The 12,531-nt window shown below is 44.3% G+C and carries 15 protein-coding genes; 5 read left to right on the top strand and 10 right to left on the bottom strand.

Annotation, left to right across the window (positions count from 1 at the left end):
* Window positions 1–68: 68 nt before the first annotated feature.
* Window positions 69–785 (top strand): SAM-dependent methyltransferase, encoded by a 717-nt coding sequence (locus tag Q9M42_RS07725; protein ID WP_322525907.1) that lies wholly within the window; start codon window positions 69–71, stop codon window positions 783–785.
* A gap of 528 nt (window positions 786–1,313) precedes the next feature.
* Here the strand turns inward: Q9M42_RS07725 and Q9M42_RS07720 are convergent.
* Both Q9M42_RS07720 and msrA read right to left on the bottom strand, forming a co-directional pair.
* Window positions 1,314–2,276, bottom strand: a complete 963-nt coding sequence (locus Q9M42_RS07720) for an arsenic resistance protein (protein ID WP_322525906.1) — start codon at window positions 2,274–2,276, stop codon at window positions 1,314–1,316.
* 296 nt (window positions 2,277–2,572) lie between these two features.
* Entirely contained in the window at window positions 2,573–3,700 is a 1,128-nt protein-coding gene (gene msrA, locus Q9M42_RS07715) for a peptide-methionine (S)-S-oxide reductase MsrA (RefSeq protein ID WP_322525905.1), read from the bottom strand.
* A gap of 223 nt (window positions 3,701–3,923) precedes the next feature.
* Here msrA and Q9M42_RS07710 point away from each other — a divergent pair, with 223 nt between their 5' ends.
* Window positions 3,924–4,199 carry a hypothetical protein gene (locus Q9M42_RS07710; protein ID WP_322525904.1) on the top strand — a complete coding sequence of 92 codons (276 nt, stop codon included), beginning with the start codon at window positions 3,924–3,926 and terminating at the stop codon, window positions 4,197–4,199.
* A 765-nt stretch (window positions 4,200–4,964) separates the two neighbouring features.
* On the opposite strand, the gene Q9M42_RS07705 is transcribed toward Q9M42_RS07710, so the two are convergent.
* From Q9M42_RS07705 to Q9M42_RS07680, 6 genes are all read right to left on the bottom strand, one after another.
* Window positions 4,965–5,957 carry a hypothetical protein gene (locus tag Q9M42_RS07705; protein WP_322525903.1) on the bottom strand — a complete coding sequence of 331 codons (993 nt, stop codon included), beginning with the start codon at window positions 5,955–5,957 and terminating at the stop codon, window positions 4,965–4,967.
* A gap of 89 nt (window positions 5,958–6,046) precedes the next feature.
* Window positions 6,047–6,193 carry a DUF6366 family protein gene (locus Q9M42_RS07700; protein ID WP_440972314.1) on the bottom strand — a complete coding sequence of 49 codons (147 nt, stop codon included), beginning with the start codon at window positions 6,191–6,193 and terminating at the stop codon, window positions 6,047–6,049.
* A 92-nt stretch (window positions 6,194–6,285) separates the two neighbouring features.
* The gene (locus tag Q9M42_RS07695; RefSeq protein WP_322525902.1) at window positions 6,286–6,462 is read right to left on the bottom strand and encodes a hypothetical protein; all 177 of its coding nucleotides are present in this window, start codon (window positions 6,460–6,462) and stop codon (window positions 6,286–6,288) included.
* Between the two features lie 58 nt (window positions 6,463–6,520).
* Window positions 6,521–6,724, bottom strand: coding sequence for a hypothetical protein (locus Q9M42_RS07690; RefSeq protein ID WP_322525901.1), 204 nt, complete (start codon window positions 6,722–6,724; stop codon window positions 6,521–6,523).
* 97 nt (window positions 6,725–6,821) lie between these two features.
* Complete coding sequence (locus Q9M42_RS07685; protein WP_322525900.1) at window positions 6,822–7,382, bottom strand: GNAT family N-acetyltransferase; 561 nt, start codon at window positions 7,380–7,382, stop codon at window positions 6,822–6,824.
* Window positions 7,383–7,417: 35 nt separating this feature from the next.
* Complete coding sequence (locus Q9M42_RS07680) at window positions 7,418–8,311, bottom strand: PhzF family phenazine biosynthesis protein (RefSeq protein WP_322525899.1); 894 nt, start codon at window positions 8,309–8,311, stop codon at window positions 7,418–7,420.
* Window positions 8,312–8,417: 106 nt separating this feature from the next.
* On the opposite strand from Q9M42_RS07680, the gene Q9M42_RS07675 reads away from it, so the two are divergent.
* Complete coding sequence (locus Q9M42_RS07675) at window positions 8,418–8,939, top strand: DinB family protein (RefSeq protein ID WP_322525898.1); 522 nt, start codon at window positions 8,418–8,420, stop codon at window positions 8,937–8,939.
* A gap of 120 nt (window positions 8,940–9,059) precedes the next feature.
* Here the strand turns inward: Q9M42_RS07675 and Q9M42_RS07670 are convergent, their stop codons facing one another.
* Window positions 9,060–9,299 (bottom strand): hypothetical protein, encoded by a 240-nt coding sequence (locus Q9M42_RS07670; RefSeq protein WP_322525897.1) that lies wholly within the window; start codon window positions 9,297–9,299, stop codon window positions 9,060–9,062.
* A gap of 229 nt (window positions 9,300–9,528) precedes the next feature.
* Between Q9M42_RS07670 and Q9M42_RS07665 the strand changes: the two genes are divergently transcribed.
* Both Q9M42_RS07665 and Q9M42_RS07660 read left to right on the top strand, forming a co-directional pair.
* Window positions 9,529–10,194, top strand: a complete 666-nt coding sequence (locus Q9M42_RS07665; RefSeq protein WP_322525896.1) for an HAD family hydrolase — start codon at window positions 9,529–9,531, stop codon at window positions 10,192–10,194.
* Window positions 10,195–10,222: 28 nt separating this feature from the next.
* A complete protein-coding gene (locus tag Q9M42_RS07660; protein WP_322525895.1) occupies window positions 10,223–10,624 on the top strand; it encodes a VOC family protein in 402 nt (133 codons plus the stop codon).
* A 96-nt stretch (window positions 10,625–10,720) separates the two neighbouring features.
* On the opposite strand, the gene Q9M42_RS07655 is transcribed toward Q9M42_RS07660, so the two are convergent.
* Window positions 10,721–12,253 carry a BCCT family transporter gene (locus Q9M42_RS07655; protein ID WP_322525894.1) on the bottom strand — a complete coding sequence of 511 codons (1,533 nt, stop codon included), beginning with the start codon at window positions 12,251–12,253 and terminating at the stop codon, window positions 10,721–10,723.
* Window positions 12,254–12,531 lie beyond the last annotated feature (278 nt).

Raw genomic sequence — 12,531 nt, 5'->3', positions numbered from 1 at the left:
CTATTGATCGCGCTTACATTTTGTATGATATGATAAATGTAATCTTTTGGAAGAAGAGGTGAGCAGAGTTGAGTAGAGACGAGACGAGTACGAAGTTAGAGTTAGACCGTATCATTTTTATTGGCCGAACATTTGAGGAATATTTAGAGATGTTTGCTCTTACCGAGCATTATTTACAAGGAAAAACCATTCTTGATTGTCCAGCTGGAGCATGTTCGTTTACGGCCATTGGTCGAACATTAGGGTTGGATGTAACAGCATGCGATATTGCTTACGATCATCCGGATGAAGATTTAAAACAAAAAGGAAAATACGACATCGACCATGCCATGCATCATATGGCGAAAGCGAAAAATAACTATCACTGGGGATACTTTGGGGATATTGATACCCTAAAACAATATCGGTTGAGTGCTTTGCATCATTGCACCAAAGATATGCAAGAATCCAAGCATCGATATGTTTCTGCCGTCTTACCTTCGCTTCCCTTTGAGGACAAGGCCTTTGATGTTGTATTATCCGCGCATTTTTTATTTATGTATGGGGATCGACTAGACTATTGTTTCCACCTCGAGACCTTAAATGAATTATTACGAGTAGCGAACCAAGAAGTTCGGATATTTCCTCTCGTAGATTTGGAGGGCCATAGATACAGTTACTTAGACAAAATCATGAGTGATCTACGACTAGCCGGTTACCAAGTCGAAGAGGTGTCCGTTCCCTATGCCTTTCAACGCAATGCATCGTCCATGTTAAAAATTCAAAAAGAAACAAAGCAAAAATAAAGCAGAAAGGCCGTCTCCTTGTAGAAATGGAGATGGCCTTTGTCCATGGTCTGAAGCAAACTCAGCTTTCTATGACAAGTAAGTTGATTGATATTTTTTTATGTCTACGATCTTTTTCAGCTTCAGCAGAATATTCGTTACTTTCCTTTTCGTCTTTGGTTTTGGCTTCCTTTTTTCATCGTTCTGTGTATCTTCTGCTTCATCCAATAAAATTCTGATGAATGAAATTTTGCTTTTACCTTTTAATCGCCACGAAAGAAAGCCAGCCCTCTCGGCCGGCTTTCTAACGGGGTATCATTACATAAGGGGAGTAATGGGGAGGGGTATCGCTCCCGAAAATAATATATCATGCAGGCAGGCCTCTCACGACCCTTGCCGGTTAATCTTAACAAACGTTTAATAATCGCTTTCTGATGGAAGTATCCTCATAGCAGAAACCGCCCAGCATACGGTTGGCCTCGCCTCTATGCTGTACGCCGTCCATGAGGTCTCCATCCCATGGGCATTTTCCGTGAGAAATGTTCGTTATTAGAAGCGCAGGCGGTCCCGGCTCCTAAACGCGAGCAGTACCTGGGCAACCCCCGCCAGGATCGGCAGCTCGATCAACGGACCAATCACCAGGGCCAGAGCTACCAGCGGCTCATCCGGAAAGGCGGTCACCGCAATCGCCAGGGCCACCGGAGAATTTCGTGCCACTGTGGTTAATGTCAGGCTGACCGTTTCCTCGTAAGAAAACCGAAGGGCCCGCCCGGTCATTTGGGCGACCGTAACATTTATGACAAAAAATAGGATAATAGGCAGTACGAGAATAGTAATTACGCTCAAGTTATTTAAGAGCGCCGACCCCTGAGAAGCAAACATCGCGGCTACCGCCAGGGCCAGAAAGAAAATCTGGGCCCGGGAAAAGAACGGAAGCAGCTTGTGCTCCAGAAATTCGGGCTGTCGGCGCCAAAGATACTTGGTCCCCTGCGCCAGCAGAAACGGCAGCAGCAGTACGAGCAGGACACTTTCGATGATCGTCGGCAGCGCCACCGTTTCGATCGTTCCGGCAAACAAGAAGAGATATAAGGGCAGCAGCAGGAACTGCAGGACGAGATTCAGGGGAAGAATCGACGTCGATAATGCGAGATTGCCTTTGGCGATGGATGTAAAAACAAGATACCAATCAGTACAGGGCGTGACCATCAGCATGATAAATCCGAGCCACAAGGCTGGATGATCGGTCAGAAACAAGGCGCCAAGACCCCAGGCAACCACGGGGGTCCAGATAAAATTGATACCCAGGCTCACGCCGAGAAAGACCCGATGTGTGAAGGCCTGATGCAGATCCTTTAACGGAATCGATAAAAACAAGCCGTACAGCATCAGCAGCAAAAAAGGAACAATCAGTACCTCCGCGTGGGTACCGATCGCCCTCACCTGACCCAGAGCCAGACCTATGCCTACCGCCATGATAATTAGAAGCGTTTGATATTTTTCGATGATATTCACGGCTTCCTCCTTTCCATAGCTTCCGGTAAGCCTGATAAGTTTTCGTTCCCCTTATCATACCAAACAGGTGCCTCCCGGTCGTCATCAGAATCCTGAATGAATGTTATTTATATAAAAGTTTTTCTCCGAAATACCAATTCAAATAACTGTATTTAGAAGATGTTTTAAATATTTTAATCGGTAACCTGTGCTCTAAAAACAGCCTCGCCTCCCTTTTTCAAGAGATACGAGACTGCTTTTTGCTGTTTAAACAGAACATATAATCTCCAAAACAAGTTTTAGAAACTACTTTTCTGCTATTTAAAATCAGCTGCATACTCTTCGTATTCCGTACCTTCCAGTTCATCGGCCGGAATAAATTCCATCGCTGCTGAATTCATGCAGTATCTGAGGCCTGTCGGCTCAGGGCCATCCTGAAACACATGGCCTAAATGGGAGTCTGCATGCTTGCTGCGCACTTCCACGCTCGTCCCTAAAATGCCGCCGTCTTCTTCATACGTAATATTGCCAAGCTCCAGAGGCTTCGTGAAGCTCGGCCAGCCTGTTTCAGAGTCATACTGATCGCGCGTGCTGAATAGCGGCTCCCCGGAGACGATATCAACGTATATTCCCTCTTCCTCATTGTCATGGTAGGCATTATCATAAGCAGGCTCTGTCCCGTCTTCCTGCGTCACCTCATACTGCATGCTGTTCAGTTCAGACACGGCAGCTTCTTTATCCTCCACGGCAAACGGGGAATCCGTGCTTACTTCGTACTCTTTATCCTCTCCCCATACCTCGTCTAAGTAGGCATCGCGTCCGGAGTTATTACGGTAATATTCGTACCTTCCAGGGTTTTTCTTATAATAATCCTGGTGGTACGCCTCTGCTTCGTAAAACGTATCGTATTCTTCAATGGACGTCACGATCTCTCCATCAAACCGGCCCGAGTTCTCCATCTCTATTAATGACGCTTCCGCTGCCTGCCGCTGGGCCTCGTCATGATAAAATACGGCAGACAAGTACGGCTCTCCTTTATCCACAAACTGTCCTTCATCATCTGTAGGATCAATTTGGCGCCAGAAAATCTGCAGAAGGTCTGCGTAGCTGATTTTTTCAGGATCATACGTAATTTGAACCGCTTCCTGATGACCCGTTTCTTTGTTCGCCACTTCGTCATACGTAGGATTTTCTTCATCCCCGCCCGTATAGCCGGAAATCACGCTTACAACTCCGGGCTGGGATTCAAACGGCGGCTCCATGCACCAGAAGCATCCCCCTGCAAACGTAGCCTGCTCCATCCCTTCCAAATCCCCCTGCAGCTCCGTTTGTTCCGTCGCGACCACTTCTTCATATTCCGAGGCCGTAAACGCCTGATACAAATACCAGCCGCCAGCCAGAAGAAGAACTGCCGTTATACTAAAAAACCACCGTTTTTTATTCATATAGGTCCCCTTTAGTTTCTTTTCTTTCATTATAAAGAAAAGGGAGCGACTTTAACATTATTCCAACTTGTCCGTATTCAGCAATGCTTTGGAGTCCCCTGGGGTATAAACATAATTTTAAAGACCCGGACTTTTAAAAACAGACCGAGTCCTTAAATAAATGGTAAAATTAGGTATTAACAGCATGAACATCATTAAAGCACACCTATGGGAGGTACAGACCATGACATTTATAGCGCAGTATGGGTTCTTTTTTGCGATTTTAATTACTATCGGCGCCATCATATTTTTCAGCTACCTATTGCCGAAGACAGAGAGATTTGTGCATATTTTGACTGCTTTATTGATACTTGGAGGAATAGGAATTATTATTTACAGTTTTCTGGGCCCGGATGATCCTTTTACAGGCATTGCTTACGCTGTTTTAACATTTTTTATCTGGTTAGGTACGGGACTGGGATGGATAGGGATCGCTATTTATGAAATGATAAAGGACTGAAAGAAGGGAGATTTTATTAATTAACATCCATCTTTTAACTCTTATTTTCATTCGATTTTTTGCCCCAGTAATAAAGAAATATTGCGGAGGCTATGCTGCCCAGGGCGTAAAAAACAGCCATATATACTTCTCCTTTTATCAAAAAAATTGTCTCCAAAGCGTAGCAGTTCGCCTTATTAATTTATCAATTGAAGTAACAATACTCCCACAATCATACCAAAAAGAAAATATACCAGAAATCGCACATACTTATTTTTCATGTTCAGCTCCCTCCTCGAAAATGTCTAATACAGCCACACTATAAAAATAACTCACGACTCAATGTTTGCTTTTTGTTTCTTTCTCTGGTCTATCCAAATAATAATTGTCGATATAAGCAATACAGCCACCAGCCCATTAAAAAGCCAGAAGGGTATAGTAATAACTCCTGTAAAATCCAAACCCATTAAAATAAGAACTACAATGCAAAATACCTGATGACATATGGTCATAACCTTCATTTTTTTATTTCTCCCCTTTGACATAAATTCCACTAATTCTTTTTAACTTTAACAAAGAGCAAAATTGATAATACTTATTCTATTCTACATTTTTAATCAAAAACTATTGTTTTTTACACAGTAATCGCAATGGCATTTATTAGCGTAGTGTATTTTGAATTGGTTACAAACAGAAAATCAGATGATTAACAGGTTGGCTTAATTGAAAAGTTTTAGGAGCACTTCTTAAAAGGCGGAGATAGCATAACCGCCGCCTCCGCTTTTTCTATTCTTCTTCGGAGTCAGACACAGTAAATGTTTTAGCAATATCCTGAATCTCTTCCTGTGACGGGGCGCCCTGTTCTTCCGGCACTTCTGCTTCAAATCCGTACCTATTATCGTTTTCAAACACCCGCATGGAGAAAGTAAAGCTCTCCTCTTCCTCGGATAGCTGATAATAGCCCTTGCCGCCCTTTTCAAGTTCCATCTCTTTGTACGAGCTGCTTTCTGTCACTTCCGCCTTATCACTATCCTCATGACTTCCAAATACAAGAACGTTTTTGCTCTCGTCAAAAACTTGTAAAACTCTCCCGTCCCCGTTATCCGCTTCCGGCTGCGGTTTCCAGTCCGCCGGATAATCGATCTGGTAGCCAAAGCGGGCATTTACGTAGCGTTCAGTATCTTCATCTGTGTCCTGCTCCTGATTGCTGCCTGTATTCTGCTCCTCTCCATAGACGGAGGTATACTCTCCGTTCTGATATACCTTAAACCGGCCCACGGTCCCCGTCCCTCCTGCTTCTGAAAGCTCTTGTGATGTTAATTGAACTGTATAATAGGCTCCCTGTCCGTCTTCCTGCAAGTCACCGCCAAGATCATCGAACCGTATATCTTCGCCAATGTCTTCATTCTGCTTCACTGTTTCAATGGCTTCTTCCCCTGAAGCTACCGCCACTTCCTGTTTTTCGTTCGGTGATAAATTTCCGCTTTCATTTTCATTCTCAATGCTTTGATCTTCAGCGAGAAAATCCCATGTATTCGGCCCAAATATACTCTCAACAGCCATTAAATATCCATGCGCGTTTAAAGCTGCCCGCATGATCGCTATGCTCTTTCCTGGGTCCTCATTTGTCATCACCATCTCCGAGGCTACTGTCGTATGTACGTTCATATTTAGTTCATCTGCTTCGCCATTTTCATTGGATGCCAGGACTCCGGCCGGCGTCATGATCATACCGGCAGCAGCAGTCGTGAAGATTGTCCATTTCATCATGTGTCTCATGATAATTTCCCTCCTTTATTTTAACCGAAGAGAAATGTAGTGGCTATGAACCCCACTATCATTACAAGAATAAGTATTCCTGTTCCCTTCTAGCCTAATCCAGTAACGAGGTCTACAATACTGCCGTTCCCTCCCCGGTGAAAGGAATCATTCATATTACCGGTGGGGTTTCGTTTTAACTCTTCCTGTCTCAGCCTTTCTCTTTTTCTTTCTTCCTCTTCTTTGTTTTCGCTCATTTGTGCACCTCCGCTACTGTTATCTCTAACAAATGACAGGTCTTGATTATCGAATATCACTTTTTCTTAAAATATATTTAAACCTCAGGCATTTATATGTAAAACGCCACATATCCGGACAGGATCATTAATGCGAAAATGAGGAGCGTCATGCCGTACGTTTTTACTTCTACAGCCCGCGCGGACTGCTTCTGAAGCCAATATGGATAAACAAAAAAAGCTACCGGAAGCAAACCAAGAAAAATTGAAAATAAAACGACCGCGATCACACTAAAGATATCTATTGGAGGCCCCCTCGCTCTTTATGTTCTCAATCCTTTCCATATGTCAGGACTCGTCCTCCTCATGTTGATGCTTTTTGCTCCCTCTCCGGTCCAGAAAGAGAAAAAGGCAGACCATTGCAACAGACCCAATCAGTCCACCCACCCATTGAAGCCCGGGTAATTGAATGACTCCCAAAAGTGCAATGATGGTGATAGGCAGCCAGGAAATCCACATCCATCGAAACAAATAAACCGGTGACTGCTGCATAATAGCACCTTCCTAAGTTAAATACGCTCATACGACTGATTCCGAACGGCTTTGGCTTTAAGAAAAATGTATATTTTAACTCTGCTTATTTGAATTTTTAACAATCATCATTTTTCATGCTTTCCCATTCTCTTCTCAATATCCCCATTTTTATGGAATCATAATAGCTTCCCTGCCAGTACCTCGCATCCCGGATACGGGCTTCTTCCTTCATTCCTAATTTTTTGGCCACCTGCATCATGCGTTCGTTCGCCGACCAGGTGGACGTTCCCAAACGATGAAGATCCGTGTGGTGAAATAGATAATCGATCCATAAGCGATAAGCTTCTGTTCCGTAGCCTCCGTTCCAATAGGCAGGATCGTAAATGACAATACCTGTTTCCATCCAGTACGTATTGGCGTCTACCCAGTAAGCTCCTGTATAACCAATCGTCCGCTGGTCAGCGATAATTGCCAGTGCCGCAGGGATATCGGGAAAAATTTCTGCCTGCCATTGCTCCTGATAGGCGGAAAAGAAAATAGCTTCTTCCTCGATATACGGAGCATTCCATTTTTTTGCTTCCTGATGCCCGTCAATGTACTTCCATTCGTACAACTGCTTCATGTCGGTCTCGTTGGCTTGTCTTAAAAATACTTTGTTGCCTTCCAGTTCACTCATTCCCTGCTCCTTTTGGTCTTCCGAAAATTCTTTCCTTATACAGTGACATTAAAGCTGGTCACATACGCCGCATGGCCGGCAATACTCACATCAATATTATCCTGATGTTTTACCACCTGCACGTGAACCCGCCCATCTTTATTCATCTCCTGTCCCTGCTCTACGGTAACCTGTAGAGGTGGTTGAAGGTGTTCATCAATATACGCCGCCCAATAAGCTCCCATGACTCCGGAGGCTGTTCCTGTGACAGGGTCTTCCACGGTGCCTGAATACGGCGAGGAAAAGTGCCTCGCATGCATATCCGCCGTTTTATCATAGGTTTCCAGGCAAAACGGATGAACGGACGCTTTCGGCATTTCTGTGAGAATCGATGGAAATGCTGAATTATCAGGTCTCATTTTTTCAAAGCTGCTAATGTGAGCAACCGGCACCAGCAGCGTCCAAGTTCCAGTATTTCCATAGACGATGGGCAGTTCAGCGTGAATATCTTTTTCTTCTATCCCCACCGAAGCAGCCAGAGAAGCCCGGGATCCATGAAACATTTCAAACTTTGGCGACGCCTGGGTCATCGTCATTGTGTGCTGCTGATAGGCATACGTTTGTATCGTGACGGTGATAATTCCAGCTTTCGTCTCCACCGTGATACGTTCTTTATTACTAAGCACTCCTTTGCTTTTTAATGCATGAGCCGAAGCCAGCGTAGCGTGACCGCACAAATTCATTTCGTGTCCCGGGGTAAAAAAGCGCAGACGTATATCTGCTGATTCGGAAGGTAATACAAAGGCCGTTTCGTTAAAACCGACCTGACACGCCACTGACTGCATTTCTGTTTCTGTGACGTTGTCTCCGTCGAAAACGACGCCTGCCGGATTTCCTTTATATGGAATTACACTAAACGCATCATAGTGGTGAACCTGAAGCGTCTTCATTTTCTGCCTCCCCCTCTGTTAAAATTTATAGCAGCAGAATGAAAATACCCGCCTTTGGAAATGATAACTTTGCTTATTCAAAATTCAATACTAAGGAGGTAGAGTCATGGTTTTTGATTTGCCAGGCGAAAAACGTATGGCTCCTATAGTAGGGATGCTGTACAGTACGGTTAAAGAAAATAACCAGCGGTTAATATCCATCACTAAGGGAATGACCCAGGACGAACTGGAATATAAAGGACCTTCCGGCAGATTCAATAGCACCGCTCAGCTTATCAATCACCTTACATACGTGGATGTTCATTGGGTATACCGAATCAAAGGCGAAGATTTTCCACTATACCTGGAAAACTCTTATGGACCGGCTAGGGATATCCATGGACATCTCCCTCTTGTGCAGGGATATTCCCTGAAGACGCTCTTATCTCATTACGAACAAATAATCAATGAACTGGCTGATGTCTGCGCCCAGCTGACCGATCAGGATTTAACTGCCCTTGTCTCATTTGGCCATGAAAACGAAAAACAAGCTACAATACGCTGGGGACTCTGGCACATGGCCGATCACAGCCGGTACCATCAGGCAAATATCAACCTGCTTCGGCAATGGTATGCCCAGTTTTCCTGAATAACAGATCACTGCTATTTTGTGCAGTTCTGATATATGGCTCTTCATTCAAGAATTTTCACTCCAACTGCGTACGTGACCTCTCCCTCGTAACCTGAGCCGGACCACTGAGTACCCATTTCATGTATATACGTTCCGGCCTTTTCCGGCAGATCCAAAGATTTTTTTTTCAATTGTTTCAGTTTTTTCTCGTGCTTCCCCGCGTCTCCACCAGCCAACGATTCGGTCCGGGCTCCGGTCGTTCTCAAAATGGATCTCCACCGAGTCTCCGCTTTCGGCTTCTATTGCTGGAGGTTCATCAGCGACGGCTTGAAGCACCGTGCCATCGGTTTGAATGGTCTGCTTCTTTTCTTCCGGCACTTCAATGTTCCATTGTCCTTCTCATCTGCCGCACATCCTGCAGAAGGCAATACCGCAAGCAGCAGAAAACTTTTTCATGGATTCATGTATGTTCCTCCCCGTGGGAAGATGTTTTCAGATGTTCATTTTACTTTATCTTCCCTCTATGATACTTTTTTACAATAAATAGGGAAAGGGAGGGTTGTTTGTCTGTTTTTCAGGAAAATTGAATTTTATTGGAGGCTTTCCTTTGGCCACTAAAGTTGTTTTATTTGATTTAGACCAAACACTGCTCGACAAACAAAAGACACTGGCGGTTTTTTCTGAATATCAGCACACTCAATTTGCACTGCATCGTTATGCAGATCTGGGGACATTTCAAAATAGCTTTGTATCTCTGAATAATCAGCTGTTGCCTAAAGCTGTCGTTTATCAGGAAATCGGTCGTAAATGTAGTATTCCGGAGGTCCTTCTCGGGGAGTTATTACAACATTTAAATGAACGCCTCCCAGAATTCAGCGAAGGTTTCCCAGGACTACACAATATGCTGGCAATTTTAAATAAAGAAAATTATAAAATAGGAATTATTACTAACGGCCGTGATTTTTACCAGCGTCACAAGATAACTTCTCTAGCCATTGAACAATATATGGATCTCATCGTCACCTCGGATCAGCTCAATATTCGCAAACCCAATCCGCAAATATTCCAATATGCCCTGGATTACTTTCAAATTCAAGCTGTAAACACAGTATTTATCGGAGATGATCTTAAAGCGGATATTTCCCCTGCTAAAAAACTAGGTATGCTCACGATTCACAAAACGACGGACTCCTCTTCCAGTGCTCACGCCAGTACAAATTGCTTAGAGGACATTACCCGGATAATCGAGACACTAGCTGAATATGAAGCATAATAAAATATAGAAGAAACTAGGAGAATCTATGACCGGGCACATTCATCATATCGAGCTTTATGTATCCGACCTCGAACGGTCGAAGGCCTTTTGGCATTGGCTGCTCGAAGACCTTGGCTATCACGTCTTTCAGCAATGGCCGGAGGGGATCAGCTTTAAATTGGATTCCTCCTACATCGTATTTGTTCAAACGGAGGATCGCTTTCTAGATGTTTCTTATCACCGGTGCCGGACAGGGTTAAACCATATTGCTTTCCATGCCCGGTCGACATCTCATGTGGATCAAATGACCAGGCAGCTGCGGGCAGCGGACATACCTATTCTTTATGAAGACCTGCATCCCTTTGCCGGAGGAAAAGATCACTACGCCCTCTATTTTGAAGATCCAGACCGAATTAAAGTAGAACTCGTGGCTCCAGCAGGAAGCTGAATCCCACCGACAATAAAGGATTTCGGACTTCACCTGTAAAATAGCTTCACATAAAAAAAAGAACTCCCAATTTTATCGGGAGTTCTCCAAACTAGTTCAGGAAGCTTTATCCGGTTTATCGGTATTTTTGCTTTTATCCTTTGTTTCAATATCTTTTTCTTCCCGGAGTGCTTTAAACAGCGAGTATACCATCAGTATCATCACGACGGAAAACGGGAGCGCCGAGATAATCATGACGTTCTGCAGCGCATCGATCCCTCCGGAATAAAGCAGGACGGCCGCTGTAGCAGAAAGCATGATCCCCCAGGTGAACTTCACCACAGCCGAAGGATTCATTGCTCCGTTGGACGTCTGCATACCCAACACGAATGTGGCAGAGTCTGCCGAAGTAATAAAGAATGAAACAATTAACAGCAGTGCAATCGTAGACATAACGGTACTGAGCGGGTATTGCTCAAACACGCCGAAAATAGCTTCTTCAGGAGCTAATGAAGCAATGTCTGCCATACCGGTGCTCTGGACATTTAACGTAGCCCCGCCAAACAACGAGAACCAGATGAAGCTGACAATCGACGGCACCAGAATAACACCGATCGTAAACTCCTTCAGTGTACGTCCTCTCGACACACGTGCAATAAATATCCCTATAAAAGGCGTCCATGAAATCCACCAGGCCCAGTAGAAAATCGTCCATGTATTAATCCACTCTCTTGTACTTTCAGATGTCGGAGCTATCTGAAAACTCATCCGCGGAAGCGTCTGTATATACGTACCAAGTGTATTCGTGAACAAATTCATGGAAAATAACGTGGGTCCGACAAAAAGCATTAAAATAAACAGAATGATTGTTAAATAGATGTTTGCATTACTTAAGGATTTAATTCCTTTGTTTAAGCCGGTATATGCCGACACTAAAAACATGGCAGTAATAACAACAATCACAATCAACTGCATCGTGTAATTGTTCGGGGTACCAAACAAGTAGGACATACCGCCGGACACTTGGGCCACACCGATACCAAGGACAGTGGCAATCCCCGACACTGTTGTAATCAGGGCGATAATATCCACTATTTTTCCGCCGATGCCTTTTTCGTTCATAATCGGGCTGAGCATGGCACTCACCATGCCAGGCGCTCCCCGACGGAATGTGAAGTAGGCAAAACAAATGCCGGTAATACCATAAATCGCCCACGGGTGTATTCCCCAGTGCAGAAACATATAGCGCATCGAATCAACAAGAGCCTGGTTTGTTCCAACCTCTGCTTCCGGGGCATTCGTCGCATAGTGCGAGACCGTTTCTGCCCCGCTCCAGAATACAAGCCCGACTCCCATGCCTGAGCTGAAAAGCATCGCAAACCAGGTGGGATAGCTGTATTCCGGCCGGTCCTCCGGCCTTCCAAGCCGGATATTTCCATAACGGCTGAAAATAAAATAAAAACATAAAAGTACGCATGCTGAGACAATTAAAAGATAATACCATCCAAAATGAACCGATACAAATTCTCTTACCACAGAGCTTGCATTAAAAAACGATTTCGGTATCGTAACTCCGACAACTGCCATAATAAGTAGTATTACTAAGGCTCCATAAAAGACAAAGCCTACTCTTGGTTTTTGATTATCCACGACGGGGGCTCCTTCCTTATTCAACAGCGGCTTAACATATGGAATAGACCGCTCCAGAACTCTCTCATTAACATTTAAAATAATTGATACCCGCCGTAATTCCCGTGTAAACCACCTGTCTACAGACCTGACTGATAAATCAAAACTTCGCGAAGGTTTAGGAGGCCCGGCTAATTATTAGTTCTGTATTAGTTGAAACAGTGAGATAAGTAACCGCCGGCTCCGACAATTCAAAATAAGCACCATGGCTTTTTTCGGCAGCCATAGTGCTTATAAAA

Source organism: Marinococcus luteus (genome assembly GCF_034497705.1).
Lineage (GTDB): Bacteria > Bacillota > Bacilli > Bacillales > Marinococcaceae > Marinococcus > Marinococcus luteus_A.
The sequence above is the reverse complement of the archived record's forward strand: the minus strand, read 5'-3'. Positions and strand labels throughout refer to the sequence as shown.